This is a genomic window from Novosphingobium sp. GW835-FHT14H07 (assembly GCF_058793515.1).
This window is the reverse complement of record NZ_JBXAFX010000009.1, coordinates 63,565-88,747: the sequence shown is the minus strand read 5'-3', so window position 1 is coordinate 88,747 and position 25,183 is coordinate 63,565. Positions and strand designations below refer to the sequence as shown.

General features: G+C 65.1%; 26 protein-coding genes. 17 read left to right on the top strand and 9 right to left on the bottom strand.

Annotated features, from left to right (window positions below; translation table 11 throughout):
• The first annotated feature begins 22 nt into the window (after positions 1–22).
• The gene (locus tag AC1Q5P_RS10480) at positions 23–964 is read left to right on the top strand and encodes a helix-turn-helix transcriptional regulator (RefSeq protein ID WP_193827803.1); all 942 of its coding nucleotides are present in this window, start codon (positions 23–25) and stop codon (positions 962–964) included.
• A 40-nt stretch (positions 965–1,004) separates the two neighbouring features.
• On the top strand, positions 1,005–1,343 hold the full coding sequence (locus tag AC1Q5P_RS10475) for a hypothetical protein (RefSeq protein WP_039332740.1): 339 nt from the start codon (positions 1,005–1,007) through the stop codon (positions 1,341–1,343).
• Between the two features lie 12 nt (positions 1,344–1,355).
• Here AC1Q5P_RS10475 and AC1Q5P_RS10470 read toward each other — a convergent pair whose 3' ends face one another.
• Entirely contained in the window at positions 1,356–2,291 is a 936-nt protein-coding gene (locus tag AC1Q5P_RS10470) for a ribose-phosphate pyrophosphokinase (protein ID WP_039332738.1), read from the bottom strand.
• A 118-nt stretch (positions 2,292–2,409) separates the two neighbouring features.
• Here AC1Q5P_RS10470 and AC1Q5P_RS10465 point away from each other — a divergent pair, with 118 nt between their 5' ends.
• From AC1Q5P_RS10465 to gltX, 4 genes are all read left to right on the top strand, one after another.
• A complete protein-coding gene (locus AC1Q5P_RS10465; RefSeq protein ID WP_492518892.1) occupies positions 2,410–4,080 on the top strand; it encodes an NAD+ synthase in 1,671 nt (556 codons plus the stop codon).
• 53 nt (positions 4,081–4,133) lie between these two features.
• On the top strand, positions 4,134–4,331 hold the full coding sequence (locus tag AC1Q5P_RS10460; protein ID WP_039332734.1) for a hypothetical protein: 198 nt from the start codon (positions 4,134–4,136) through the stop codon (positions 4,329–4,331).
• 72 nt (positions 4,332–4,403) lie between these two features.
• Complete coding sequence (locus tag AC1Q5P_RS10455) at positions 4,404–4,832, top strand: hypothetical protein (protein WP_492518891.1); 429 nt, start codon at positions 4,404–4,406, stop codon at positions 4,830–4,832.
• 47 nt (positions 4,833–4,879) lie between these two features.
• A complete protein-coding gene (gene gltX / locus AC1Q5P_RS10450) occupies positions 4,880–6,208 on the top strand; it encodes a glutamate--tRNA ligase (protein WP_492518890.1) in 1,329 nt (442 codons plus the stop codon).
• 168 nt (positions 6,209–6,376) lie between these two features.
• Here gltX and AC1Q5P_RS10445 read toward each other — a convergent pair whose 3' ends face one another.
• Positions 6,377–6,832 carry a peptidylprolyl isomerase gene (locus tag AC1Q5P_RS10445; RefSeq protein WP_039332729.1) on the bottom strand — a complete coding sequence of 152 codons (456 nt, stop codon included), beginning with the start codon at positions 6,830–6,832 and terminating at the stop codon, positions 6,377–6,379.
• Between the two features lie 110 nt (positions 6,833–6,942).
• Here AC1Q5P_RS10445 and mgtE point away from each other — a divergent pair, with 110 nt between their 5' ends.
• Positions 6,943–8,388: a magnesium transporter gene (gene mgtE / locus AC1Q5P_RS10440; RefSeq protein WP_039332727.1), complete on the top strand. Its 1,446-nt coding sequence runs from the start codon at positions 6,943–6,945 to the stop codon at positions 8,386–8,388.
• Positions 8,389–8,403: 15 nt separating this feature from the next.
• A complete protein-coding gene (locus AC1Q5P_RS10435) occupies positions 8,404–8,811 on the top strand; it encodes a DUF1489 domain-containing protein (protein WP_039332725.1) in 408 nt (135 codons plus the stop codon).
• Here the strand turns inward: AC1Q5P_RS10435 and AC1Q5P_RS10430 are convergent.
• From AC1Q5P_RS10430 to AC1Q5P_RS10415, 4 genes are read right to left on the bottom strand one after another with little or no spacing between them, the layout of a single operon-like run.
• Positions 8,808–9,500, bottom strand: a complete 693-nt coding sequence (locus AC1Q5P_RS10430) for a DsbA family oxidoreductase (protein WP_492518889.1) — start codon at positions 9,498–9,500, stop codon at positions 8,808–8,810. The genes AC1Q5P_RS10435 and AC1Q5P_RS10430 overlap by 4 nt on opposite strands.
• On the bottom strand, positions 9,497–10,378 hold the full coding sequence (nudC, locus tag AC1Q5P_RS10425) for an NAD(+) diphosphatase (RefSeq protein WP_492518888.1): 882 nt from the start codon (positions 10,376–10,378) through the stop codon (positions 9,497–9,499). The genes AC1Q5P_RS10430 and nudC overlap by 4 nt, the downstream gene beginning before the upstream one ends.
• Positions 10,378–11,673 carry a serine hydrolase domain-containing protein gene (locus AC1Q5P_RS10420; RefSeq protein WP_492518887.1) on the bottom strand — a complete coding sequence of 432 codons (1,296 nt, stop codon included), beginning with the start codon at positions 11,671–11,673 and terminating at the stop codon, positions 10,378–10,380. Before AC1Q5P_RS10420 ends, nudC begins: the two co-directional genes overlap by 1 nt.
• A 3-nt stretch (positions 11,674–11,676) precedes the next feature.
• A complete protein-coding gene (locus tag AC1Q5P_RS10415; protein ID WP_492518886.1) occupies positions 11,677–12,741 on the bottom strand; it encodes an A/G-specific adenine glycosylase in 1,065 nt (354 codons plus the stop codon).
• A gap of 29 nt (positions 12,742–12,770) precedes the next feature.
• Here AC1Q5P_RS10415 and AC1Q5P_RS10410 point away from each other — a divergent pair, with 29 nt between their 5' ends.
• From AC1Q5P_RS10410 to smc, 4 genes are all read left to right on the top strand, one after another.
• On the top strand, positions 12,771–13,340 hold the full coding sequence (locus tag AC1Q5P_RS10410; RefSeq protein WP_039332920.1) for a DUF721 domain-containing protein: 570 nt from the start codon (positions 12,771–12,773) through the stop codon (positions 13,338–13,340).
• Positions 13,337–14,056 carry a DsbA family protein gene (locus AC1Q5P_RS10405; RefSeq protein ID WP_492518885.1) on the top strand — a complete coding sequence of 240 codons (720 nt, stop codon included), beginning with the start codon at positions 13,337–13,339 and terminating at the stop codon, positions 14,054–14,056. Before AC1Q5P_RS10410 ends, AC1Q5P_RS10405 begins: the two co-directional genes overlap by 4 nt.
• 211 nt (positions 14,057–14,267) lie before the next feature.
• The gene (locus AC1Q5P_RS10400) at positions 14,268–15,017 is read left to right on the top strand and encodes a thioredoxin domain-containing protein (RefSeq protein WP_039332715.1); all 750 of its coding nucleotides are present in this window, start codon (positions 14,268–14,270) and stop codon (positions 15,015–15,017) included.
• Positions 15,018–15,048: 31 nt separating this feature from the next.
• Complete coding sequence (smc, locus tag AC1Q5P_RS10395; protein WP_492518884.1) at positions 15,049–18,489, top strand: chromosome segregation protein SMC; 3,441 nt, start codon at positions 15,049–15,051, stop codon at positions 18,487–18,489.
• On the opposite strand, the gene soxR is transcribed toward smc, so the two are convergent.
• Entirely contained in the window at positions 18,486–18,926 is a 441-nt protein-coding gene (gene soxR, locus AC1Q5P_RS10390; RefSeq protein WP_039332918.1) for a redox-sensitive transcriptional activator SoxR, read from the bottom strand. The two genes, smc and soxR, sit on opposite strands and share 4 nt — an antisense overlap.
• A gap of 105 nt (positions 18,927–19,031) precedes the next feature.
• Here soxR and AC1Q5P_RS10385 point away from each other — a divergent pair, with 105 nt between their 5' ends.
• Positions 19,032–19,409, top strand: coding sequence for a VOC family protein (locus tag AC1Q5P_RS10385; RefSeq protein ID WP_039332712.1), 378 nt, complete (start codon positions 19,032–19,034; stop codon positions 19,407–19,409).
• Positions 19,399–20,244 (top strand): arylamine N-acetyltransferase family protein, encoded by an 846-nt coding sequence (locus AC1Q5P_RS10380; RefSeq protein ID WP_492518883.1) that lies wholly within the window; start codon positions 19,399–19,401, stop codon positions 20,242–20,244. The genes AC1Q5P_RS10385 and AC1Q5P_RS10380 overlap by 11 nt, the downstream gene beginning before the upstream one ends.
• On the opposite strand, the gene ubiA is transcribed toward AC1Q5P_RS10380, so the two are convergent.
• The gene (gene ubiA / locus AC1Q5P_RS10375) at positions 20,223–21,137 is read right to left on the bottom strand and encodes a 4-hydroxybenzoate octaprenyltransferase (RefSeq protein WP_492518882.1); all 915 of its coding nucleotides are present in this window, start codon (positions 21,135–21,137) and stop codon (positions 20,223–20,225) included. The genes AC1Q5P_RS10380 and ubiA overlap by 22 nt on opposite strands.
• A gap of 46 nt (positions 21,138–21,183) precedes the next feature.
• Between ubiA and AC1Q5P_RS10370 the strand changes: the two genes are divergently transcribed.
• The 3 genes from AC1Q5P_RS10370 (at position 21,184) to AC1Q5P_RS10360 (ending at position 23,717) form a co-directional block, all read left to right on the top strand.
• Positions 21,184–21,933, top strand: a complete 750-nt coding sequence (locus AC1Q5P_RS10370) for a 16S rRNA (uracil(1498)-N(3))-methyltransferase (RefSeq protein WP_492518881.1) — start codon at positions 21,184–21,186, stop codon at positions 21,931–21,933.
• Between the two features lie 111 nt (positions 21,934–22,044).
• The gene (locus AC1Q5P_RS10365) at positions 22,045–23,418 is read left to right on the top strand and encodes a glutamate--cysteine ligase (RefSeq protein WP_492518880.1); all 1,374 of its coding nucleotides are present in this window, start codon (positions 22,045–22,047) and stop codon (positions 23,416–23,418) included.
• Positions 23,418–23,717, top strand: a complete 300-nt coding sequence (locus AC1Q5P_RS10360; protein ID WP_492518879.1) for a putative quinol monooxygenase — start codon at positions 23,418–23,420, stop codon at positions 23,715–23,717. The genes AC1Q5P_RS10365 and AC1Q5P_RS10360 overlap by 1 nt, the downstream gene beginning before the upstream one ends.
• Before the next feature lie 3 nt (positions 23,718–23,720).
• Here the strand turns inward: AC1Q5P_RS10360 and AC1Q5P_RS10355 are convergent, their stop codons facing one another.
• On the bottom strand, positions 23,721–25,055 hold the full coding sequence (locus tag AC1Q5P_RS10355) for a methyltransferase family protein (RefSeq protein ID WP_492518878.1): 1,335 nt from the start codon (positions 25,053–25,055) through the stop codon (positions 23,721–23,723).
• Positions 25,056–25,183: the final 128 nt, after the last annotated feature.

Sequence of the window (25,183 nt, the reverse complement as noted above, 5' to 3'; positions counted from 1 at the left end):
GATTGTCTTGGGGGCACGCTAGATGAGTCGCAGCAACAGGCCGGGCGTTGATCGCGCGATAGTTTCGCCGATCGCCACGCGCGATGGCCAGCCGATTTCCTACAGCCGGGCCCCGGCTCCCGACCTCGATCGCTGGATTGGAAGGCTCTACGTCACCATCGTCGGGACCCCGCCTGAACATCGCCTGGACTGTGGACTGTTGAGCGATTTCGCGTGCATCCGAATTCAGTTGCGCGGCAAGTGGGAGGCCACCACGGCGGATGGCGTGCGCACTTCCGAGCAAGCGGCAATGCTGTTCGGTCCACATTCTCGTCGGATGCCGATCAGCGTCACCGGCAGCTTCGTCAGCATCGGCATCTTCCTGCGACCTGGCGTCTGTCATGCGCTGCGGGGTCCGGACATTGCCACGCTGACAGACAGGCTGGCCCCTTTCGCCGATCTGGGGATGCCGGAACAGCGCTGGTTAGACCTGTTCGATCCCGATGCGTCGCCGGAAGACTGGGTCAAGGCCATGGAATGCGAGATGCGCAGCCTGATCGCTGATCGCGCCGTGCGCGAGCCGGATCCGATTTCAGCCCACTTCGAGGCCGCCGCATTTGCCGATCCCACGATCAGCGTTGCACGGCTTGCCGAAAAGCTGGGCGTGACGCAGCGTCGGCTGGAAAGGATAGCTCACCGCGACTTCGGCATGCCACCCAAGCAGGTCTTGCGGCGTGCCCGCGCGCTCGACATGGCGAGTCACCTGCGCGGCGTGGCAGATCAAGAAGAGGCCGAGGCAATTGCCTTGCGCTATTATGACCAGAGCCACCTGATACGCGAATTCACCGCTCTGTTCGGGATGAGCCCGCGCCAGTTCGTCGACCGCCCTCAGCCACTTATGACGTTGGGCCTTGAAACACGGCAGGCCCGCAGGCTGGAGGAAATACGCAGGCTGGAACCCGGCGAGGTCAAGCCCTGGGAGTGACCAGCATTGCGCGCTTCCGCTTCACCACCTAGGCTCAGGCATGGCCAGGGCTGACCGTCTCGAACGTCTCGACAAACGCCGCTCCGAAATGGAAGCGGACTATCGCGCTGTGCTGATCCAAGCGCTTGAAGTGACCGCGGCGGGCAAGTGGGGCCTGTTCGATCACAACGCGGACAAGATAATGCGCGCCGCCACTGCACCGATTATCGACAACCTCACCGAGATTGCCGACGAGATCGCTGAGGCGCGCGAGGCCTTGTTCATGGAGCCGTTCACCCTCCACGACGAGTTCATGGCTTCCCGCGGCAAGCCTCCGGCCAACGCTGTGGGCGAGCCGAAGCAGGCTCGCGCATGGCTGGAGCGCCTGAAAAACGGCTGACTTGCGGCAGGATCAGTCGAACAGGCTGGAAACCGAGCTTTCGTCGGCAATGCGGCGCACGGCCTCGCCGATCAGCGGGGCAATCGTCAGCACGCGGATGCGGTCGGAAGCGGCGGTCGCTTCGGTCGGCATGATCGTGTCGGTGATCACCAGTTCCTTGAGCGCGGAATTGCTGACGCGCGCCACTGCGCCGCCCGAAAGCACGCCGTGGGTAATGTAGGCCGAGACGCCCGCCGCGCCTTCGTCCATCAGTGCCTGCGCTGCGTTGCACAGCGTGCCGCCCGAATCGATGATGTCGTCGATCAGGATGCACATGCGGCCCTTGACGTCGCCAATGATGTTCATGACTTCGGACTGGCCGGGGCGGTCGCGGCGCTTGTCGACGATGGCGAGCGGCGCGTTGTTCAGGCGCTTGGCCAGCGAACGTGCACGGACCACACCGCCGACGTCGGGCGACACTACCATCAGTTCCTGCGTACCGTAGCGGGTCTGGATGTCGGCTGCCATCACCGGGGCCGCAAACAGGTTGTCGGTCGGGATGTCGAAGAAGCCCTGGATCTGGCCGGCGTGGAGGTCCACCGCCAGCACGCGATCGGCGCCTGCCTGCGTGATCAGGTTGGCAACGAGCTTGGCCGAGATCGGAGTACGCGGCCCGGGCTTGCGGTCCTGGCGGGCATAGCCGAAGTAGGGGACAACCGCCGTGATGCGCTTTGCCGAAGCACGGCGAAGCGCGTCGATGCAGATCAGCAGTTCCATCAGGTTGTCGTTCGCCGGGTAGGCGGTGGACTGGACGACGAAGACGTCCTCGCCACGGACGTTCTCGTGGATTTCCACGAAAACTTCCTCGTCAGCGAAGCGGCGCACGCTGGCGTCGGTCAGCGGCATTTCGAGATAGGCCGAAATGGCGCGGGCGAGCGGCAGGTTGGAGTTGCCGGCCATGATCTTCATTGCGTGCGATTCCCTCGGATTCGATCCCCAACGCGCCCTTAGCCCATGATGACAGCTTTGCAACTCTTGGCAGCCATGGGCGTTGCCGCCCAGCGAACAGTCCCTTAGGAGTTGGGCCATGGCCGATACGCTTCGCATCACGCTCGCCCAACTCAACCAGTCGGTTGGGGATCTCGCCGCCAATGTCGCGGCCATGCTTGCCGTGCGGGAGAGCAACCCGGATTCGGACCTGATCGTCTATCCGGAACTGATGCTGATCGGCTATCCGCCGGAAGACCTGATCATGAAGCCGGCCCTGATCGAGCGAGCTGCCACCGAACTCGAAAAGCTGGCCAAGGTCACTGCAGATGGCGGCCCCGCCATGCTCGTGGGCTCGGTTTTCGTCCGCGATGGTGACCTCCACAATGGCGTCGCCCTGCTCGAAGGCGGTCGCATCGCAGCCACCCGCTTCAAGTACGAATTGCCCAATTACGGCACGTTTGACGAAAAGCGCTATTTCATGCCCGGCCCCTTGCCGGAGCCCGTGCTGTTCAAGGGCGCGATGCTGGGACTGCCGATCTGCGAGGACATCTGGCACCCCGACGTCTGTCGCCACCTCGCCGACCTCGGCGCCGAAATCTTCATCTGCATCAACGGCAGCCCTTACGAGATCGACAAGGACGTGCTGCGCATCGACGGCGTGGCCAAGCGCCGCGCGATCGATACCGGCATCCCGCTGGCCTACCTTAACCGCGTCGGCGGGCAGGACGAGATCGTGTTCGATGGGGCGAGCTTCGTCGTCGGCCCCGAAGGCGCGCTGTGGGTGCAGATGCCGGACTGGGAAGAATCCGTCGTCACCACCGTCTGGACCCAGACCGCTGTCGGCTCCGGTTCGCGCTGGCGCTGCGAACCCGGCGTCGATCACGAACTCGCCGAGCATCCCGAAGACATCTACTGCGCCATGGTCATGGCCCTGCGCGACTATGTGAACAAGAACCGCTTCCCCGGCGTTGTCCTTGGGCTGTCTGGCGGCATCGATTCGGCGATCTGCGCGGCCATTGCCGTCGATGCTCTTGGCCCCGATCGCGTGTGGTGCGTCATGCTGCCAAGCCGCTACACTTCGCAGGAGAGCCTCGACGACGCTGCGGGTTGCGCGCAAATGCTCGGCGTCCGGCTCGACACTGTGCCGATCGCTCCGGCTGTCGATGCCTTTGACGGCATGCTCGCCCCGGTGTTCGCCGGCAAGCAGCCCGACCTTACCGAAGAGAACATCCAGTCGCGCATTCGTGGCGTGACCCTGATGGCACTGTCGAACAAGTTCGGCCCGATGCTGGTCACCACCGGCAACAAGAGCGAAATGAGCGTCGGCTACGCCACGATCTATGGCGACATGAACGGCGGCTACAACCCGCTGAAGGACGCCTACAAGACCACGGTCTTTGCCGTGTCCGAATGGCGAAACGCGAATCGCCCAAAGATTGGCCTGGGTCCTGATGGCCCGGTCATGCCGCAGCGGATCATCACCAAGCCGCCAAGCGCCGAATTGCGCCCCGACCAGAAGGATTCGGACTCACTCCCGCCTTACGACGTGCTCGATGCGATCCTGCAGGGGCTGGTGGAGAACGAGAAGAGCGTCGACCAGATCGTGGCCGAAGGGCATGACCGCGCGACCGTCAGCCGCATCGAACGGCTGCTCAACATCGCTGAATACAAGCGCCGCCAGGCCCCTCCTGGCGTGAAGCTGGGCGCGCGCAACTATGGGCGCGACCGGCGTTATCCGATAACCCACGGTTTCCGAACCGGAACCTGACATCCTCCATCCCGTAGTTGTTTTGTCATTCAACTATCTGGGAATATTCACGAATGCGCAAAAGCTCCCGCCTCAAGGGAAGCGGCTATCTGGTGTCGAGCGTCAGCGTCGTTCTGCTCGGCGTGCCCGCGCTCAAGTCCGCCCAAGACGAGCCACTGATGCTTGCTTTCATGCTTGCCGGCATGCTGCTGTCAATCGTCGGCATGGCCCTTCGCTGGCGATCCCACCGCGTAGCGGCGACTAGGGAGTAGTTGCGAACGATTCGCATTGACCTGAGCCAAGCTCATGTTAACTTGCGAATCGTTCGCAAGAAAGGATGTGCAATGCCTGCAGGCCAGTCCTCCACCCGCTACTCCGCCCTGATCGACAGCATGGCCCGCCCACAGGACGTGCGCGGCCTGTCGCTGAAGGGCCTGCACGTGACCATGGCGATGCGACTGTGTGCAATGTTTGAAGCCTCTGGCCGCGATCCCGTGCCCGACCTTGCCCAGCGCTACCGCTCCATCGAAGCGGCCTGCGCCGTCCACGGGCTCGTGCAGACGATCAAGCAGGTCTGGCCCGAACCGTTCCTGGTCAACCGCCCCTGTTGTCTTGCCATGACGCCGGACGAGACCACCCTTGCAGCCCTCGCCCGCGCCGCCGTCTCGGGCAAGCGGGAAGCCTTCTCGGAAAGCATCGCGGGCTTTGTCCGCGCTGACCGCCACGAAGCGCTCTACAACGCGACGATCCATGCCGTGGCGCTGATACCCTAGAGTCCCCGGCCTTCCCCTTGCAGCAGCGGCGCGCTAGGGCAGCGCGCATGACCACGGTAACCCGCTTCGCTCCTTCGCCCACCGGCAAGCTTCATGTCGGCAACGTCCGCACTGCGCTCCACAACTGGCTTCTGGCGAAGAAGACCGGCGGCCGATTCCTGCTGCGCATCGACGATACCGATGCCGAGCGCAGCCGCGAGGAGCATGTCGATTCCATCCGTGCCGACCTTGCCTGGCTCGGCCTGACCTACGACGGCGAGGAGCGCCAGTCGCTGCGCACCGAGCTCTACGAGCGCGAGTTCCAGCGTCTGGTCGACGCGGGCCGCATCTACCGTTGCTACGAGACTGCACAGGAACTGGACCTCAAGCGCAAGATTCTGCTCGGCCGCGGCCTGCCACCGATTTACGATCGCGCCGCGCTCAAGCTGACCGAGGCGGACCACGCTGCGAAAGCCGCTGCGGGCGAAACCCCTCACTGGCGCTTCCTGCTCGATCACGAACAGCCGATTTCCTGGGAAGACGGTATTCGCGGCCCCCAGAACTTTGATCCGCGCCAGATGTCCGACCCAGTGATCCGCCGCGCTGACGGCTCCTGGCTCTACATGCTCCCCTCGGCAATCGACGACATTGCCATGGGCATTACCGATGTGCTGCGCGGCGAAGATCACGTCTCGAACACCGCCACGCAGCTTCAGATGTTTACCGCTCTTGGTGCCCGGCCTCCCCGGTTTGCCCATGAAGCGCTGCTGACCGGAAGCGAGGGCAAGCTGTCCAAGCGCCTCGGCGCATTGGGGATGGCCGATTTCCGCGAACAGGGCATCGAACCGGAGGCAATTGTCGCCTTGCTCGCCCGCCTTGGCACGTCCGATCCGGTCGATCCGTCACTCGATGCTGCTGCACTGGCTGAGAACTTCGACCTGTCCCGCTTCGGCCGCGCACCGGCCCGCTTCGACGAAGCCGACCTCCACCGCGTGAACGCCCAGATCGTTCACCGCCTGCCATACGCCCGCGTTGCCCATCTTCTGCCCGAAGGCATGGGCCAAACTGCTTGGGATGCCATCCGCCCCAATCTCGCCCATATCGACGAGGCGAAGGACTGGTGGCAGGTCGTGACCGGACCGGTGACCGTGCCTGCGTTCGACGAGGAAACCCGCGCCTACCTGGCGCAAGCCGCCAAGGTTGCCATCACACTCGACTGGTCTGCCGAGCCGTGGCGCGCATTGACCAGCGCCCTCAAGGACAGCACCGGCCGCAAGGGCAAGTCCCTGTTCCTGCCGCTGCGTCAGGCGCTGACTGGCCATGACCACGGACCCGAAATGGCCGCCCTCCTGCCGCTGATCGCGCAGGACGAGGCAGTGCGGCGGCTGAAGTTTTAATTTCCAACCCGCTCGTCCTGTGCCTGTCGAAGGACGCTGGCATTGCGCCGGATGCTTCGACAAGCTCAGCATGAGCGGGCTCAAGTCAATCATTGACAAGCTCGGCGCCAATGAAAAAGGGGCGGCAGCCGTCAGGCCCCGCCCCTCTTTTCTTGACCAGCAGTCCAATCAGGCAGCGACGACCTTCGCTTCCTTGATCACGCCCGGGTTCGCCGGCGGCTCACCCTTGGGCAGCGCGTCGATCAGGTCCATGCCGCTCTCGACCTGGCCCCACACGGTGTACTGCTTGTCGAGGAAGCGTGCATCGTCAAAGCAGATGAAGAACTGGCTGTTCGCCGAATGCGGATAGCTCGTGCGAGCCATCGAGCACACGCCGCGGACGTGAGGTTCATCGTTGAATTCGGCCTTGAGGTCTGGCTTGCTCGAACCGCCCATGCCGGTGCCCTGCGGGCAGCCGCCCTGCGCCATGAAGCCCGGAATCACGCGGTGGAACTTCACGCCGTTGTAGAAGCCCTCGTTCGCCAGTTCCTTGATGCGCTCGACGTGGCCGGGGGCCAGATCGGGACGCAGCTTGATCACGACATCGCCGGAATCGAGCGTGAGGACCAGTTTTTCGTCAGCCATTAGTCGCAATCCTTGCTTGTTTGCGCGCCGATATAAGGCTTCCGAAAATAAAGTCACGCATAGGTCTGCCGACTGGTTGCAATTGCCGCATCAGCCGGTAACCCGCCCCTATGGAGCGCGACGACGACATCATCGACAGCCTGCTCCCCGACGTGGACGATGCGCCCGCGCCGGCCGAACCCTCGCGCAATTCCGAAAGCCTTGACGAGGAGGACAATACCCTTCGTCCCAGCTTCGTCCGCCGCGTCGCAGAGGCACTCGAAGCCGGTGACGACGAGACCGTCTACAATCTTGTCGAACCGCTCCACCCGGCCGATATCGCCGACCTTTTCGAGCTGATCGACCAGGATGACCGCGTCAAGCTGGCCCGGGCGATCAACGACCTCATGGGCGGCGAGGTTCTTGCCGAGCTCAACGATCACGTCCGCGAACTGCTGGTCGAAGAGCTCGAGCCCGAGGAAGTCGCCGACCTAGCCGAGCAGATGGAGACGGACGACGCCGTCGCCCTGATCGAGGACCTCGACGAGGAAGACCAGCAGGCCGTCCTTGCCGAGATGGAACCGGAAGATCGCGCCGCGATCGAATCCGCACTGTCCTATCCGGAAGAAACCGCCGGCCGCCTGATGAGCCGCGATCTTATCGCGGTGCCCGAGGCGATGACCGTCGGTGACCTGATCGACTATCTGCGCCGCGACGACGAACTGCCCACCGAATTCTGGGAAGTGTTCATCGTCGACCACAAGCATCATCCGGTCGGCACCTGCAGCCTCTCGTGGATCCTGCGCGCGCCGCGGAGCGTGCCGCTGGCCGACGTGATGAAGCGCGACCAGACGCTGATCCCGGTCTCGATGGATCAGGAAGAAGTCGCGCTGCGCTTCCAGAAGTACGCGCTGATTTCAGCCGCGGTGGTGGACGAAAGCGGCCGCCTCGTCGGCCAGATCACCGTCGACGATATCGTCCACATCATTCAGGAAGAGGCGAGCGAGGACATCCTGCGCCTGTCCGGTGCCGGCGATGGCGACATCAACGAGCCGATCCTGCTCACCGTTCGCACCCGGCTGACCTGGCTGGTGGTCAACCTTGGCACGGCGCTGGTTGCCGCCTCGGTCGTCGGCATGTTCCAGGGCGCCATCGCCCGCTTTGCCTTGCTCGCAGTGCTGATGCCGATCGTGTCGGGAATGGGCGGCAACGCCGGGACGCAGACACTGGCCGTCGTGGTGCGCGCAATTGCCACCAATCAGCTGACCAGTTCGAACACGATACGCATGATCCTGCGCGAGTTGCGAATCGCAGCCACCAACGGCGCGGCGCTGGGTATCCTGATCGGGCTGGGCACGGGTCTCCTGTTTGCCAACCCGCTGCTCGGTGCCGTCATCGGCTCGGCCATGGTCATCAACAACCTTGTGGCCGGCCTTGCCGGTATTCTGGTTCCGGTCACGCTTGATCGGCTCAAGGTGGATCCGGCTGTCTCTTCGGCCGTATTCGTGACCATGGCGACCGATGTCATGGGCTTCTTCTCGTTCCTCGGCCTCGCCGTGCTGAGCGGCCTTGCCTGATCCGGAAGAAGTTTCATGCCCCTGCACATGACCAAGGTGGCCTACGGCGCCCAATCACTGGCCGAGATCCACGAATGGTTCTCGGACACCGGCCGTCGCGGTGGCGCGAAAGTTGCCTATCTCACCACGCGCAACCGCCCGAAGCGCGCCGAGGAAATGATCGGCGGCTCGCTTTACTGGATCCACAAGCATCAGCTTGTCGCGCGATCGGAGATCGTCGGTTTCGAGGAAGCCGAAGGCGGCCGCACCAACATTGTCGTCAGCACCCGCCTGATCGATGTCCACCCCAAGCCCCGCCGCGCGCATCAGGGCTGGCGCTATCTCGAAGAAGCAGATGCCCCGGCCGATCTGGGTGACGGAGAAGCGGGCGAAGTCCTGCCCGCCCAGATTGCTTCGGAACTCGCCAAGCTTGGATTGGTCTAGGCTTTCCCGGCCGCTTCGCGAGCCAGGACCTTGCGGATCAGGTCGCTGTAGACTTCAGGCTCCTGCGCGCCGGGCACAATCAACTTGCCGTTGATTACCACCGCCGGCACGCCTGTGACGTTCCAGTCCCAAGCCTGCCGCTCCTCGGCGGTGACGATCGCATCGATCTGCGGGTCGATCATCGCCTGCAGCGCGTTAAGCCGTGGCAGGCCGACGCTCTCTGCAACCTCGGCCAGCACTTCCGGGTCAGACACGTTGCGCCGCGCCTGAAAGTGCGCGTCGAACAGCGCGCGTTTGAGCGCCTGCTGACGCTCCGGCCCGAAAGCACGCAGGGCCCAAGTCAGTAGCCGGTGCGCCATCCGCGTGTTCCACATCATCGCGGGTGGAGCATCACCTTCGCCGGTGTAATCGAACGAATAGCCTGCGCGCTCGGCGGCCTGCCGCAAGGTTTCGCGCACGCCTGCCGACTGCTCTGCCGTGCGGCCATACTTGCGCTGGATATGCGCGGCTTGCTCCTCGCCTTCCTCGGGCATGTCGGGGTTGAGCTCGAACGGATGGAAGCGCACGGTCGCATCCACTTCGCCGTCCATGCTGGCCAGCGCCTTGTCGAGCTGCTTCAGCCCGATCACGCACCACGGGCACATCACGTCCGACCAGATGTCGAGCGTGACATTTGCAGGCGCGATCATTGCGACAACCACCACTTGAGCAGGTGATGCGCCACGGCGAACGGCGGCGGCGCAATGAAAGCGCCGTCCTCGGCACCACTCATCGCATAACGGACTTCCTCGCGGGTGAACCACCGCGCGTCATCGAGTTCGGTCGCGTCGATGGTGATTTCCCGCTGCGTGGTGAAGGCGTGGCAAGCAATCATCAACGACGAAGGGAATGGCCAGGGCTGGCTCGCCACATAGCGCACCTCATCTACCTTCACCCCTGCCTCTTCCTGCACCTCGCGGCGAACCGCGTCCTCAAGGCCCTCCCCCGGCTCCACGAAACCCGCCAGCGCCGAATAGCGCCGCGGCGGAAAGCGCGGCTGACGACCGAGCAGCAGTTCACCCTCGCACTCGACCGTCATGATCGTCACCGGATCGACGCGCGGAAAGTGCTCACCCTTACAGACCTCGTTGGTGCAGGTGCGCTGCCAGCCCCCCTTGGCCAGCTTCGTCGCCGATCCGCAGCGAGCGCAGAAGCGGTGCCGTGCATGCCAGTCGACCAGGCTGCGCGCTCCGCCATAGATCGAAAGGTCGCCCGTCGAGAGTGATCCCATCGCCGCCCACAACCGTGGATTGGGCGGCGCAACGCTTCCGACGATCGCCGGCGTCACCTGTGCAAAACAGCCGCGTCCATCTTCGCTCAGACCAAGGAACACCAGTTCCGCCTCTGGATCGGCATCGGCCAGCGTGCCCCAATCCAGCCCGCCGTCGGGCGCGATCACCGGATCGATCCCTTCCAGCCGCAGCAGCCGCGCGCGCCAGTTCATCAGGCTGCCCAGCTTGTCCGCATCGCCACGAATGTGATCGGCGCGGTCGAGTCCGCCGCCAGCAAATGCAATCGTCGTGTCCATCAGGCTGCGGCCTTCTTCCCCGTTACGTCGGCCAGCACGGCCTTCGCGAATTCCCTGTGCACCGGATAGGCATCGGACGGCATGTATTGAGTATAGACTCCCGCCCGCAGCCCGACCCGGTAATTGACGAAGCCCACAGTGCCTGCCGCCCCGGCCCAGCCATAGGTCCCGGCATCCTCGCCCAGCCCCACCGAACCGCCGGCGCCAAAGCCGTTGCCCTTGATAAAAGCCTGCGACAGGTCTGTGCCTGCCGGCAGGAGATTGCTGGTGCCGAGGCGCACGGCAGTCTCGCTCATCACCTGCCTGCCATCGATCCGCCCGAAGCCCAGCAGCATCCGCAGGAACCGGTCATAGTCGCGAGGGCTTGAAACCAGCCCTGCCCCGCCGAACGGATAGGGCGGCTGATCGAGATAGATCGAAGCCTTGGCCGGATCGATCGGCAGCAAGGCACCCCCAACCGCAGCGTAGTTCGTGGTCAGCCGCCCCACTTCGCTCTCGGGCACACGGAACCAGGTCGAGGTCATGCCACAAGGGGCGAACAGCCGCTCGGCCAGAAACACGTCGAACGGCTTGCCCGATGCCACTTCGATCACCCGCCCCATCAGGTCGAGCGCAACCGAATAGCTCCACACCGTACCCGGCTCGTAGACCAGCGGCATCGTTGCCAGGACATCGGCGAACTCGGCAAGGCTGCCCAGTGGCTTGGGCGCATCCATGCCCGGAAGCCGCATGCGGCTGGCCTGCCCCGGCACAAGCCCCGCGTTGATGTATGCGTCCTTGATCGGGCCCTTCTGGATGATCGAATAGCCAAGCCCCGCGGTGTGCGTCAGCAGGTGCCGAACCGTGATCTGTGGCCTTGCCGGGCGCAGATCGGTCATCGAACCGTCAGGCGTGACCTGAACCTGCATCTTGCCGAAGGCAGGCAGCAGATCGGCAATCGGTTGGTCGAGCCGGAGCTTGCCTTCATCCACCAGCATCATCGCCGCCATTCCGGTAATCGGCTTGGTCATCGAATAGATGCGGAACAGGCTGTCCATCTCGATAGCTGGCGCCATCCCCTTGGCCAAAGTGCCGCGGGCGATGTCCATCGGCGCCTCGCTTGCCCCCCAGCCCAGCGCCGCGATCATGCCGGGCAGCTTGCCCGACGAGACATAGCCATCGAGCATTCCCGCAACCGTCGGAAAGCGCGCTTCCGCCGCAGCGCTTGCCCACGCCATGCGCGGCAAGGCCATGCTTCCGGCGACCAACCCGAGCGCCCCGATGAACCCGCGCCGCGAAACCGAAATCTGCTGCATTGCTCAGTCTGTCCTTCCAGCGACCACCAGCCGCGCCGCCTTGGCGAACACGGTCGGCAATCCGGCAGCCTCGATTGTCTCGACCGGCCACCATTCTCCTTGCGGAAGACTAACCGCTTGTGGCTGAACCGAAAGCATCAATTGCAATTCGAGATCGAAATGCGTGAAGCCGTGGCGCACCATTCCGCCAGCGCGCCAATCTCCCGCCAGCGCATCTGCGCCATCACCCTTGGCCGACCACCCATCGTCGGGCAAAGCGCGCATCCCGCCCAGCATTCCGCGCCCGGGCCGGCGCACCAGCAGGACCTTGCCATCGCGCTCCACCCAATAGACCCGGCCGGTCCGAACCGGCTTGGCCTTCTTCGCCGCCTTCACCGGCATCCTCTCGGGCGAACCTTGCGCGTAACCACGGCATCCCTCGCGCAATGGACACAGCATGCAGCGCGGAGACCTTGCCGTGCAGATCGTCGCGCCCAGATCCATCATCCCTTGCGCAAAGTCCCCGGCGCGCTCCTCCGGTGTCACCTGCCCCGCCGCAAAACGGATTGCCGCCTTACCCGCAGGGAGGGGTTCGTCGATCGCGAACAGCCGCGCCACGACCCGCTCGACGTTGGCATCGACCACCACTGCGCGGCGCCCGAACGCGATCGCGGCAACGGCAGCAGCAGTGTATTCCCCCAGTCCCGGCAATTCGCGCAAGCCCGCCTCGGTATCGGGAAAGTTCCCGCCGCGCGCCGCCACGGCCCGTGCGCAGGCCAGCAGATTGCGGGCGCGGGCATAATAACCGAGCCCCGCCCAAGCGGCCATCACGTCGCCGTCGTCGGCTGCCGCGAGATCCGCCACCGTCGGCCAGACCTCGGTGAATCTGGAATAGTATGGCCCCACCGCCGCCACGGTCGTCTGCTGCAACATCACTTCGGACAGCCAGACCCTGTAGGGGTCCTGCCGCTCCTCGCCCGGCAACCGTCGCCATGGCAGGCGTCGTGCGTTGGTATCGTACCACGCCAGCAGAAGCGGGGCGATTGCCTCCGGATCGAACGACTTTGCGGCTTCCTCTCTGGCTTGCATCGCGCACCTATGGCATGGCGCGAAGCGATATGGAAAGCACCCCTTCGGACGCGCCGAAACGCAAGAGCGCCCGGTCCACCAAGACCGAGGCGGGCAAGCTCTACGAGCGCCCCAGGGGCGGCGAAGCGCGCCAGATCGCCGATCTCATGCCCGCCATCGGCCGCACCGCCTTCCGCCGCTTCGGCTTCGTGCAATCCAGCGTGGTCACCCGCTGGCCCGAGATCGTGGGTGAGCGGCATGCGCGCCACTGCATGCCCGAATCGATCCGCTTTCCCCCGGGCGAGAAATCCGAAGGCATCCTGCAACTGGTCGTCAGCCCGGCACATGCGCCGCTGATCCAACACGTCACGCCCGAAATCATTGACCGGGTGAACCGCTTTTTCGGCTACAATGCCGTAGCCAAGGTAAAGATACGGCAAGGCGCCGTTCAGGCACCAAAGCCCAAGGAAGCACCGCGTGCGGCGCCTCCCTCGCTGAAGCCGATACCGATGGAACTGGGGGATTCGCTGCGCGATATCGGCGATCCTGAACTGCGCACGGTGCTGGAATCGCTGGCGCGCAGTCTCGATAGTGCAACCGGGGGGAAGAAGATCGGATGATCCGCAAGTTTGCAGCAGCAGCAATCGCCGCCGCAGCGCTCGTCGCAACGGGAGCTTCGGGGCAGGCCGCCAAAAAGCCTGCACCGCGCCCGGCAGGCGGCCTCAACTGGGCCGTCACCGGCTCCATCACGGCTGAAGGCCATCACGTGCTCGGCAACCCCGCTGCCAAGTTGCGCCTGATCGAATTCGTCAGCTACACCTGCCCGCACTGCTCGCATTTCGAGACCGAGTCCGAAGGCCAGCTCAAGATCGGCATGATCGCCCCCGGCAAGGGCGCGGTTGAAGTGCGCAATTTCGTGCGCGATCCGGTGGACATGACCGTGGCGCTCATCACCAATTGCGCGCCTGCCAACCGCTTCTTCCAGTTGCACACTGCCTTCATGCGCCTGCAGCCGCAGTGGATCGGCCCGCTTTCGAACGCTACCGCAGCACAGCGCCAGCGGTGGACAACCGGCCCCTTCGCCACCCGCACCCGCGCCATCGCCAGCGACTTCAAGTTCTACGAATTCATGGCAGCCCGAGGGATGGACCGCCAGGCCATGGACCGTTGCCTGTCGAACGAGGCGCTGGCCAACAAGCTTGCCCAGCGGACCAATGACGCTGCCGAGAAGCTCGGCGTCACCGGCACCCCCAGCTTCATGATCGATGGCATCCTGCTCGCAGGCACACATGACTGGGATTCGCTGCGCCCGCAAATCCTCGCGCGGATGGATTGAGGAAGTTTCATATTTCGGGCCTCATGGGCCCCGGCCTGCGCCGGGGCGACAAGCAACAAGGCCATTCATTTCTCCGTTGCCCCGGCGCAGGCCGGGGCCCATGACCTCTCGATCAACCGCCATCCACAACCCCACCGCACACCCCCTTCAAACCCCGGCAACAATCCGCTAGCGTCCTTCCAAACCGCCAGAAAACGGGAATATCCAGACGATGAAACTCGCCCGCGCGCTCCTGCTTGCCACCCTTCCGCTGACGCTTGGCCTTGCCGCCTGTGACAAGAAGGACGCCGCTGCCGGAGGCGAGATTGCCAGCGCAGAGCCGATTGCCAAGGTTCCTGCGCCCGCCGGCCAGTCGTGGACCGAAACTTTCTCGGTCACGCCCGAAGGCGGTTACCTGATGGGCAATCCCAACGCCCCGATCAAGCTGATCGAATTCGGCGCGCTGTCGTGTTCGCACTGCGCGGAATTTTCGGAAAAGGGCTTCCCCAAGCTGCGCGATGAATACATCGCATCGGGCCGCGTTTCCTATGAACTGCGCCTGTTCCTGCTGAACGCGCTCGACATGCCGGCGGTGCTGCTGGCCACGTGCGGCGCCCCCGAAGCTGTGATTCCGCTGTCGGAGCAGTTCTGGGCTTGGCAACCCAACATGTTCACCAACCTGCAGAAGGACGAAGCCGCCTTCCAGCAGATCCAGAACCTTCCCGCTGACAAGCGCTTTGCCGGCATCGCCCAACTCGGCGGCATGAGCGAATTCTTCGCCTCGCGCGGCATTGCGGCCGCTCAGGGCTCGTCATGCCTGGCTGACAGCGCCAAGGCCACCAAGCTTGCCACCACCAACGAACAGTGGAGCAAGGAGTTCGACATCACCGGCACGCCGACCTTCTTCCTCAACGGCAGCAAGACCGGCGTTGCCAGTTGGCAGGAACTCGAACCGCTGCTGCAGAAGGCTGGCGCCCGCTAAGGGGGCCGAGACGGGTCGGGGGGCCTGATCGGTGCAATTCAAGCGCTTGAAACTCTCCGGTTTCAAGAGCTTCGTCGAACCTGCCGAACTGCGTATCGAACCTGGCCTCACCGGCGTCGTTGGCCCCAACGGCTGCGGCAAGTCGAACCTTCTTGAAGCCATCCGCTGGGTCATGGGCGAAAGCTCGCCCAAATCCATGCGCGGCGGCGGCATGGAAGACGTGATCTTTGCCGGGACCGCAACCCGCCCGGCCCGGTCCTTTGCCGAAGTCCTGCTCACCGCCGAAACCGATCCTGACGGGCCATTCGGGGCAGAGCTTGAAGTCATCCGCCGCATCGAGCGCGGCGCAGGCAGCGCCTATCGCGTCAACGGAAAGGACGTTCGCGCCAAGGACGTGGCGCTGGTCTTTGCTGACGCGGCAACTGGCGCGCACAGCCCAGCCCTGGTCAGCCAGGGCCGGATCGCCGCAGTAATCGCCGCCAAGCCTGCCGAACGTCGCATGATGCTCGAAGAAGCGGCCGGGATTGCTGGCCTCCACGTGCGGCGCCGCGATGCCGAACAGAAGTTGCGCGCAACCGAGGCAAACCTGGCGCGGCTTGAAGACATGCTGGCAGGCCTCGAAAGCCAGATCGGCACGCTCAGGCGGCAGGCCCGTGCTGCCGAGCGTTATCGCGCCGTCAGCGAGAAGATCCGCCTCGCCGAAGCCCGCCTCGTCTTCGCCCGCTGGCGCGATGCCGCCGCCGCCGCCGATGCTGCACGCAAGCAGGCCGTCGCGGCCGAGGAAGCAGTGAAGCGGGCTACCGACCTCGCGCAAGCGGCCCAGAAAGCCCAGCACAAGGCTGCTGCAGCCTTGGCCGAGGCGCGGGACGAACTGTTCGACCGGCGCCAGGACGCCGCAGCCCACGGCCAGCGCATGGCCTCGCTCACGGCGCAGCTCGAAGCGGCTGAGCAGCGGGTCAAGGACATCGATCGCCAGCTGACTCGGATCGAGGAAGACCGCGCCAGCGCGGATCGGCTGACCGAAGATGCCGCCGCGGCGATGGCGAAACTGGAGCAGGACCTCACCGCAGCCGAGGACTCGCTTGCCGCCGATAGCGAACGTCGCCCCACGCTGGCCGCAGCCGTGGACGACGCCGATCGTGCCGCCCGTGCAGCCGAAGTCGCCCTCGCTCAACGTGTGGCGGAGCAGGCCGGGATCGATGCCGAATGGCGCGTGGCCGAAGCAGCCGTCGCCGCTGCGCGCCAAAGGCTGACCCGGCTCGATGGCGATGCCGCGCGCTTGACCCAGCAGGCCGAAGCGCTTGCCCGCGAAGCCGATCCGGCTGCGCAGATTGCCGAGGCGGAAGCAAAGCGCGCGGCCGCCGCGGAGGCCATCGCGTCTGCCGAGGGACGCCGCGCGGACCTCACCGGCCAGCGCGAAGACCTGTCTGCCCGCCGTGACGCTGCCAGCAACGCCTTGGCCCAAGCCCGCGCCGATCTTGCCGGGATCGAGCGTGAAGCCGACGCGCTCGCCCGCGACAAGGCGGCGCGGGAGAAAGCGCGCTCCGCCAAGGGCTTGGGCCAGTCCGCCATTGCCGGAACCCGCGCTGCTCCAGGCTACGAGCGCGCCTTGGCCGCCGTGCTCGGGCGTGACGCCTCTGCTCCGGTGGGCGCGGCCCCGGCCACTGCGGAGGGGCGCTTCTGGACAGGTGCGCAAGTGCCTGAGCCACTTGCGGATTCGCTGGCCCATCACGTCCCCCAGTGCCCGCCCGAACTGTCAGCGCGCCTCGCCCTGGTTCGCGTCGTCGATGCCGACGAAGGTCAGGCGCTCGTCCCCGGCGAATGGCTGGTCACAAAGGCCGGGCACTTGCGCCGCTGGGACGGATTCATCGCGCGGGGCGAAGGGGCCGCAGAAGCCGCTGCGCTTGAGGCCGAGAACCGGCTGGCGGAGTTGCAGGCGCTCCTGCCCGAGCGGCGCGCAGCGGTCTTGTCTGCCGAGACCGCGCAGGAAGAGGTTCGCGCCAGGCTCTCCGAGGTGCAGGGCGAACTCACGCAAGTGGAACGCGCGCTCTCTGCCGCTGCGGATGCCGAGCGTATGGCACTGCGGGCATTGGATGCCGCAGAGGCAGCGCGGGCGCGGCTCGAACAGCGCAAGGCGGAACTGACGCGGGCGCAGGAAGAGCTTTCGGATCAACGCCTTGCGGCCCAGGCGGAAGTGACGGCGGCTGAGGACAAGCGCAGCACCCTGCCCGATCCGGCGGCGGGCCGGGCGGCGCTGGAAGCGGCGCGCGCGCGCAACGACGCGGCCCGCGTCACCCTGCAATCCGCCACCGCCGCTTCGGCCGCGCTCGAACAGCAGATCGCCGCGGGCAAGGAGCGGCTGGCGGGCCTCAAGGGCGATATCCGTGCGTGGCAGGCCCGTTCTGGCGATGCCGCCAAGCGCCTTGCCGAGATGACCGGGCGGCGCGAGGAGCTGGAAACCGAGCGCGCGATCTCTGCCGCCAAGCCTGCGGGACTGATTTCCGAGATCGAACAGGGCGAGGGAATCCGCGCGCGGCTCACTCTCCAACTCTCCGAGGCAGAGCGGCAACTCTCCGAGGCGGAAGGCCAACTCTCGCAGGCAGAGGCCACACTCTCGGCCGCAAACGAGGCGCTCGCCACGGCCCGCGAAGGCCGCGCCGGAGCGTCTGCCCGTGCCGAGAACGAAGACGCCCGCCGACAGGAGATGGCGGCCATTTCCGGCGAGCGCTTCCAATGCCCTCCCCCCCTCCTGCCCGAGCGGTTCGAATTTTCCTCAGCCGACGTTGCCGCCGCGACCGAGGAGTCGGCGACGATGGACCGTCTCTCGGCGGAGCGGGAGCGCATTGGGCCGGTGAACCTCGTGGCGGCTGACGAGCTGAAGGATGCCGAGGAAAAGCATGGTACCTCGGTGGCCGAGCAGGCGGAGCTAACCGAGGCAGTTCATAGACTTAGAGGCTCCATCGGCAGCCTCAACCGCGAAGGGCGCGAGCGCCTGCGGGCGGCATTCGAGGCTGTCGATGGCCACTTCCGCCGCCTTTTCAGCCGCCTGTTCGGCGGTGGCGAGGCGCATCTGGCGCTGGTCGATTCCGACGATCCGCTGGAAGCAGGCCTCGAAATCTTCGCGCAGCCACCCGGCAAGCGCCTGCAATCGTTGACTCTTCTTTCGGGCGGCGAGCAGGCGCTGACTGCCGTCGCGCTGATCTTCGCGCTATTCCTGACCAACCCCGCCCCGATCTGCGTGCTCGACGAAGTCGACGCGCCGCTTGACGATGCCAACATCGAGCGGTTCTGCGACCTGCTCGATGCGATGGTCGCCGAAACCCGCACCCGCTACCTGATCGTCACGCACAACGCCGTGACGATGAGCCGCATGCACCGCCTGTTCGGTGTGACGATGGTAGAGCGCGGCGTATCGCGCCTTGTCAGCGTGGACTTGGGCGGTGCTGTGGAACTGCTTGAGAACGCGGGCTAATCCAGCACATACCTTGGCCCCGGCCCAGCTGCGGCGGCGCGGTCATCCTTGTTGTAGAGCTGGCAGCGTTCGAGGCTGAGGCAGCCGCAGCCTATGCATTCGTCAAGCTTGTTGCGGGTGCGGGTAAGGAGCTGGATGCGGCTGTCGATTTCCTTGCGCAATGAGCGACTTATGCGCTGCCAATCAAGCACGTTCGGGGTGCGGCCCTGCGGCAGGGCGGCGAGTTCGCGTTCGATCTCTGCCAGGCCAAGCCCGAGCTTCTGCGCGATCTGCACAAAGCTCAACCGGCGGATGTCGGAGCGAAGGAAGCGGCGCTGATTCCCGCCCGTGCGGATCGAGGTGACGAGCCCGCGATCCTCGTAATAACGGATGGCGCTGACCGCGAGGCCGGTGCGGCGCGCGAGCGTGCCGATCGGGATGAGATCGTTGCGGGTAATGGCCAAGGTTCTGCGACTCCACGCTTTCCGCTTGACCTCAAGTTAACTTGAGGTTGCAGATTCGCAAGCATCGATTCGACACCGTATCCCGAAAGGACCCCGACGATGCCGTCTGCCCGCCTTGAACACGTCAACATCTCGGTCAGCGATGCCGAACGCTCTGCGGCGTTCTTCACTGAGCTTTGCGGGTGGCACGAACGCTGGCGTGGCCTGGCAATCGACGATGGATTTTCGATCCATCTCGGCACCGAGAACCATTACATCGTGTTCTATACCCCGCCGGGTGGTGTCTTGACGCGCTTTGCCAAAGGCATGCCGCTGCAGCACGTGGGCATCGAAGTGGATGACCTCGCCGCTGCCGAGCAGATCGTGATTGCAGCGGGGCTCGAGCCGTTCAATCATGCGGACTATGAGCCGGGCCGGCGGTTCTATTTCTATGACTGGGACGGGATCGAATTCGAAGTGGTCAGCTATGGCGATTGAACCGCTCTCCCCTGCGCAACTGGCCGCCTATCTAGCGCGGATCGGCGTGTCCGCGCCTGTGGCCGCCGACCTGCCGACGCTGGATGCCATCGTGCGGGCGCATGTTCAGGCAATCCCGTTCGAAAACATCGACGTACAGCTTGGCCGCAGCCTGACGATCGATCCTGCCGCGGCCTTCGCCAAGCTGGTGGGAGCGCGGCGCGGAGGCTGGTGCTATGAGCACAATGGCGTACTGGGCGCGGCATTGTCGGCAATCGGGTTCGATGTCGTGCGGATGAGCGCCGGGGTCATGCGACAAGCGCGCGGCGATGAGTGCATGGGTTCGCACTTGTGCCTGCTGGTGCAGTGCGATGGGCCGAAGCTGGTCGATGCGGGGTTCGGAAGCTGGCTCGGCGCGCCGGTGCCGCTCGAACCGGGGCAGTGGATGCATGATCCGCTGCCGGTGTCGCTCGGCCGGACAGACGACGCGATGTGGCGGGTTTCCGTCAGCCTTGGCCCCACAGCGATGTCGTACGATTTCGTGGACCAACCTGCCGACGAGGATCAGCTTTCGGCGCTATGCCATTGGCAGGCCAGTGATCCTGCCTCGGTCTTCGTACAGAACCTGACCGTGCAGAGGCGGCTTTCGGGCAGCTACCTGATGCTCAGGGGCAAGGTGCTCACGGTTGTGGGAGCGCATGGCGAAGAGCGGCGCGAACTGGGCTCCGCTCGGGAGCTGGTCAGCATCCTGCACGACCTGTTCCTGATCGACGTGCCCGAAGCGGCTGACCTGTGGCCCGCGATCGAGGCCCGCCACGAGGCGCTGTTCGGCACTCAGGCCGCGCCGACGACGTAGCAGGCCGCGGCCATCAGCAAGCCGGCAAAGCGGTTCGAGCGAAACTTGGCCAGCGGATCGGCACCATCTTCCTTGAGCGTGGCGACCTGCCACAGGAGGTGGAGCGAGACCGGTGCCAGTGCCAGCAATGCGAGCGGATCGGCGCGCGTGAGCCAGATCGCCCCTGCCCAGCACAGCAAGGCCATCGTGTAGAGCCCGCCGACGCCTGCACGAACGTGGCGCCCGAACGAAAGCGCGGAGGAGCCGATGCCGACCATGGCATCGTCTTCGCGATCCTGCAGTGCGTAGATGGTGTCATAGGCCATGCACCAGGCCCAGCACCCGGCGTAGAGCGCAGCCAGCGGGGCGAGGCGTTCGAAGCCCGTCGCCTCGACCCAGCCGACCGGCGCGCCCCAGGTGAAGACAAGGCCAAGCCACGCCTGCGGCCAGCCGGTGATGCGCTTCATGAAGGGATAGGCGGCCACGAGCGCGAGACTGCCAAGCGCCACGACCTGCGCTTCCCAGCGCAGTTGGAGCAGGACCACAAGACCTACGGCGCAGAGCGTGAGCAGCCAGATCCACGCGGTACGCTTGGTGGTTGCGCCGCTGGCAATGGGGCGAGCCGCGGTGCGGGCGACGCGGGCGTCGAGATCGGCATCGACGATATCGTTGTAGACGCACCCTGCCCCGCGCATGGCGATGGCCCCCAAAAGCATCCATGCGAGAATGCCCCAGCGCGCCGTGCAGCCGCCCAGGAACAGGCCCCAGGCGCAAGGCCAGAACAGCAGCCACCAGCCGATCGGGCGATCAAACCGCGCCAGCAAGGCAAGGTTGCGCCATGGCTGCGGCAGGTTGGCGACCAGACCCTTATGTTCGCTGTCGGGGACGATCGTTTCGGAAGTGGTCGAAGTCACATTACAGACTCTTAACGAAAGGCAATATCCGCGCTAGGCGGTGGGGATGACAGCGACTCCTGCCTGGCCACCGAGATCCGCGCCGCGGCTGTTCGTCGATACGACGTTGAGCGAGGGAATGCGACTGCCGATCGAGGGGCAACAGGCGCATTATCTGGGCAAGGTGATGCGCGTAGGCGCTGGCGATGCGGTGATCGTCTGCGATAACCGCACCGGTGAGTGGCTGGCGCGCGTGGCCGAGGCCGGCAAGCGCGAGGTGGTCGTCGAGATCGAGCGGCGCCTGCGTGAACGCGAGGACGTTCCTGATTTCTGGCTCTGCGCGGCACTGCTGAAGAAGCCGAACTTCGATCTGGTGTTGGAAAAGGCGACAGAACTGGGCGCGGCAAAGATCGTGCCGTTGGTGACGCGACGCTGCGTGGCGGACAAGCTGAACCCGGAACGCGCGCTGACGATCATGGCCGAGGCGGCCGAGCAGTGCGCCCGCACGGCGTTGCCGGACCTTGGCGAGACGGTGAAGCTGGAGCATCTGCTGCGCGACTGGCCGGAAGGGCGAACGCTGTTCTTTGCCGACGAGAACGGCGGGATGCCGGCGGCGGTGGCGTTTTCGATCCATAACGGGCCGGCCGCCTTGCTGATCGGGCCGGAGGGCGGGTTTGACGAGGCGGAGCGGGCCCTGGTGAGGGCGCATCCGGCGGCAGCGGCGCTTTCGCTGGGACCGCGCATCCTTCGCGGCGAGACGGCGGCGATCGCCGGGACGGCCTTGTGGATGGGCATGCAGGGCGACTGGTTCGGATGAGAGCAACCTGAAGTTACAGGCGATTGGCGCGCTCTTGGCAACATTGCCTTGCAGGTGACGTGCTACAATTAGGCTGGCTAAAAGCTGTCCCGCCCATTAACGGAAGCGGGCATGAGCACGCGGCAAGTTTCAAATAGCAACGATCCCGTCATCGAGAGCCGCGACATGCTCGTGGTGCCGATGCAGAAGGGCGAAAAGCCCAAGGAAAACTGGCGGATCGGCACCGAGCACGAAAAGTTCGTCTACCGCACGGCTGACCGTGCGGCGCCTTCATATGGCGAGCAAGGCGGCATTCGCGACCTGCTGAACGCGCTGACAGAGTATGGTTGGGAGCCGATCATCGAGGGCGGGAACGTCATCGCGATGTCTGGCCCCGATGGCGCGGTGAGCCTGGAGCCGGCCGGGCAGCTGGAGCTTTCGGGCGCGCCGCTGGTGAACCTGCACCAGACCTGTGCCGAGACCGGGCGTCACCTGGCGCAGGTCAAGACGATCGGCGACAAGCTGGGCCTTGCCTATCTTGGCATGGGGTTGTGGCCGGACAAGACCCGCGAAGAGCTGCCGATCATGCCCAAGGGCCGCTATGACATCATGCTGCGGCACATGCCGCGCGTGGGCTCGATGGGCCTCGACATGATGCTGCGGACCTGCACAATCCAGACCAACCTCGATTATCGATCCGAGGCGGACATGGTGCAGAAGTTCCGCGTCAGCCTTGCGCTGCAGCCGCTGGCGACGGCGCTGTTCGCCAATTCGCCGTTCCTCGAAGGCAAGCCCAACGGGTTCCTGTCGTACCGCAGCCATATCTGGACCGACACCGATCCGGCGCGCACGGGGATGCTCTCGTTCGTGTTCGACGAAGGCTTCGGGTACGAGCGCTATGTCGAGTACATGCTCGACGTGCCGATGTATTTCGTGTTCCGCGACGGCAAGTACATCGATGCGGCAGGGCTTTCTTTCCGCGATTTCCTCGACGGCAAGCTATCGGTGCTGCCCGGCGAGAAGCCGACGCTTTCGGACTGGAACGACCATCTTTCGACCGCCTTCCCCGAAGTGCGGCTCAAGTCGTTCCTGGAAATGCGCGGGGCCGATGGTGGTCCATGGAGCCGTATCTGCGCGCTGCCGGCGCTGTGGGTGGGCTTGCTCTACGATCAGGGCGCGCTCGATGCGGCGTGGGACCTGGTCAAGGGCTGGGACATGGAAGGGCGCGAACGCCTGCGCGCCGAAGTGCCGAAGCTGGGGCTTGATGCGTCGCTGCCGGGTGGGGGCAAGTTGCGCAATGTTGCTGCCGAAGTTCTGGCGATCTCGCGCTCAGGCCTGGCTGCACGCGCGCAGTTGAACGAGGCGGGTGACAACGAGACGGGCTACCTCCAGCCGCTCGACGAGATTGTCTCTTCGGGCAAGACCCCCGCCGAACGCCTGCTTGACCTTTACCACGGCGAATGGGGCGGCGACCTTTCGCGCATCTATGGCGAGAAGAGCTTCTGATGATCATCGTGATGGGCACTGTCCGCGTTCCGGTCGAGAACATCGAGGCGATCCGCCCGATGATGGCCAAGGTCATCGCGGCGACGTTGGCCGAGGATGGCTGCATCCAGTATGCCTATGCGCAGGACGTGCTCGATCCCAAGCTGATCCATATCGCCGAGAAGTGGCGCGACATGGGCGCGCTCAAGGCGCACTTCCAGACCGAACACATGAAGGCGTGGGCGCAGGAGCGCGCGACGCTGGGGCTGTTCGAGCGCAAGATTCGCGTGTTCGAAACCGACGAGGGCGCGGAGGTCTGACGCCTATTCGGCCGGCTGGACAACTGGCCGGCGCGGCGTGACAGCGCGGGCAAGCTTGCGCAGGATCGACGTGATAAGGCCGTGTTCGGCCATCCACGCATGGTATTCGCGATACTTGGCGTCTTCGGCAAGAAGGTGCTGCTCCTCGGTGCGGGCGCGCCAGTAGTAGACCGCGCTGACGAGGCCGAGGATCACGGTGTTGCGGATCGCATCGACCATCGAACCGCTGGTGGTGAGGAACGGCAGCGAGGCGAGCCACCAGTAGGCGTTCTTGGACAGGTAGGCGGGGTGGCGGGTGTAGCGGTAGGGGCCGTTGGTCAGGACGCCGCGATAGGTGAGGTTCGAAAAGCGCAGGCCGAAGGCGACGGTGGCCCAGGCGTAGACGGCGGTGAGGAACACCAGCGCTCCTGCCCAGAGCCAGAGCAGGCCGGTGTGACCCTGGAGCCAGTAGGCCCATTCCGCGCCATTGTGGCGATAATCCAGCACGTCGCCATCGCCCATGAGGATGAACGGCGGGTAGCAGATCAGCGCTGCCACCCATGCCGACAGGTGCGGGTTGGCGGTGCGGATCTGCGCGTCCAGGGGCTTCATGGTGACGAGGTAGCCGACCATGGCGATCTGCACGTCGATCATGAACATCGTCTCGATCAACAGGGTGCCGAGCGCGACGGGGTCGTCGAGAACGGAAGCCCAGTCGAAGTGGATGACTGCGGCGAAGCCACCGGGCACGATCGAGATCATGAAGGCACAGAAGAAGCCCTTAACCAGCCAGGCCAGGGCGTGGCGCTTCACTTCCGCCGCGTCCCAGGGTTCGCGCCCGATGAGCATGGCGCCGAAGTGCCACGATGCATCGCGCGGGTTGACGAGGACGCGGTCCAGCCAGAGGACATAAGGGATGGCGCCAAGGAACAGGAATGGCGCGGCCGTTTCCAGCACTTCCATCGCGAAGACGTATTGTCCGCGCCAGTACCAGCGGGCGATGCAGTAGGCAAAGCCGATGACGGCCCACGTGGTCCAGAGCCCGGCGATCTTGGTGATCGAGATGTCGAGGACCTCGCGCAAGGGGCGTGGGCGAGACCAGTCTATGCCGGTCGACGGGCGCAGGTGGACCTTCTCCACCAGCAGCGCGTAACCGATCATCGCGCTACCCGAGAACAGCAGGGCGGCGAGCGCAGCGGAGGGGCCGTCCATCACTTCAGCGGGGGCAGAGAGGCCCAGCGTGGTGACGATCTGAGGCCAGAAGCGGCAGGTGAGGACCCACAGCACAAGGCCGATGACCCCGGCAAGGCCGGTGCCTGCGGAGACGTCTGACGGAGGCGGGGCCGGACGGGCGCTCATGCACCTGTCCATCGCATCAAAGGGTTAGGATATGGTTGTGATGACCAACCTTGCGCGGGCATCCTTCGACAGGCTCAGGGTGAGCGGCCCTTTGATGAGCCGCTACCAAATCCGCTCATGCTGAGCTT

Bases quoted from the DNA above. Each gene is read 5' to 3' on its own strand.
- AC1Q5P_RS10445 (WP_039332729.1), bottom strand. From the start codon at position 6,832: ATGGCTGACGAAAAACTGGTCCTCACGCTCGATTCCGGCGATGTCGTG.
- AC1Q5P_RS10355 (WP_492518878.1), bottom strand. From the start codon at position 25,055: ATGAGCGCCCGTCCGGCCCCGCCTCCGTCAGACGTCTCCGCAGGCACC.
- AC1Q5P_RS10385 (WP_039332712.1), top strand. From the start codon at position 19,032: ATGCCGTCTGCCCGCCTTGAACACGTCAACATCTCGGTCAGCGATGCC.
- AC1Q5P_RS10410 (WP_039332920.1), top strand. From the start codon at position 12,771: ATGGAAAGCACCCCTTCGGACGCGCCGAAACGCAAGAGCGCCCGGTCC.
- AC1Q5P_RS10435 (WP_039332725.1), top strand. From the start codon at position 8,404: ATGCCCCTGCACATGACCAAGGTGGCCTACGGCGCCCAATCACTGGCC.
- AC1Q5P_RS10365 (WP_492518880.1), top strand. From the start codon at position 22,045: ATGAGCACGCGGCAAGTTTCAAATAGCAACGATCCCGTCATCGAGAGC.
- AC1Q5P_RS10455 (WP_492518891.1), top strand. From the start codon at position 4,404: ATGCCTGCAGGCCAGTCCTCCACCCGCTACTCCGCCCTGATCGACAGC.
- AC1Q5P_RS10470 (WP_039332738.1), bottom strand. From the start codon at position 2,291: ATGAAGATCATGGCCGGCAACTCCAACCTGCCGCTCGCCCGCGCCATT.
- gltX (WP_492518890.1), top strand. From the start codon at position 4,880: ATGACCACGGTAACCCGCTTCGCTCCTTCGCCCACCGGCAAGCTTCAT.
- AC1Q5P_RS10465 (WP_492518892.1), top strand. From the start codon at position 2,410: ATGGCCGATACGCTTCGCATCACGCTCGCCCAACTCAACCAGTCGGTT.
- AC1Q5P_RS10415 (WP_492518886.1), bottom strand. From the start codon at position 12,741: ATGCAAGCCAGAGAGGAAGCCGCAAAGTCGTTCGATCCGGAGGCAATC.
- mgtE (WP_039332727.1), top strand. From the start codon at position 6,943: ATGGAGCGCGACGACGACATCATCGACAGCCTGCTCCCCGACGTGGAC.
- AC1Q5P_RS10405 (WP_492518885.1), top strand. From the start codon at position 13,337: ATGATCCGCAAGTTTGCAGCAGCAGCAATCGCCGCCGCAGCGCTCGTC.
- AC1Q5P_RS10480 (WP_193827803.1), top strand. From the start codon at position 23: ATGAGTCGCAGCAACAGGCCGGGCGTTGATCGCGCGATAGTTTCGCCG.
- AC1Q5P_RS10400 (WP_039332715.1), top strand. From the start codon at position 14,268: ATGAAACTCGCCCGCGCGCTCCTGCTTGCCACCCTTCCGCTGACGCTT.
- AC1Q5P_RS10380 (WP_492518883.1), top strand. From the start codon at position 19,399: ATGGCGATTGAACCGCTCTCCCCTGCGCAACTGGCCGCCTATCTAGCG.
- AC1Q5P_RS10370 (WP_492518881.1), top strand. From the start codon at position 21,184: ATGACAGCGACTCCTGCCTGGCCACCGAGATCCGCGCCGCGGCTGTTC.
- AC1Q5P_RS10460 (WP_039332734.1), top strand. From the start codon at position 4,134: ATGCGCAAAAGCTCCCGCCTCAAGGGAAGCGGCTATCTGGTGTCGAGC.
- nudC (WP_492518888.1), bottom strand. From the start codon at position 10,378: ATGGACACGACGATTGCATTTGCTGGCGGCGGACTCGACCGCGCCGAT.
- AC1Q5P_RS10360 (WP_492518879.1), top strand. From the start codon at position 23,418: ATGATCATCGTGATGGGCACTGTCCGCGTTCCGGTCGAGAACATCGAG.
- AC1Q5P_RS10475 (WP_039332740.1), top strand. From the start codon at position 1,005: ATGGCCAGGGCTGACCGTCTCGAACGTCTCGACAAACGCCGCTCCGAA.
- AC1Q5P_RS10420 (WP_492518887.1), bottom strand. From the start codon at position 11,673: ATGCAGCAGATTTCGGTTTCGCGGCGCGGGTTCATCGGGGCGCTCGGG.
- AC1Q5P_RS10430 (WP_492518889.1), bottom strand. From the start codon at position 9,500: ATGATCGCGCCTGCAAATGTCACGCTCGACATCTGGTCGGACGTGATG.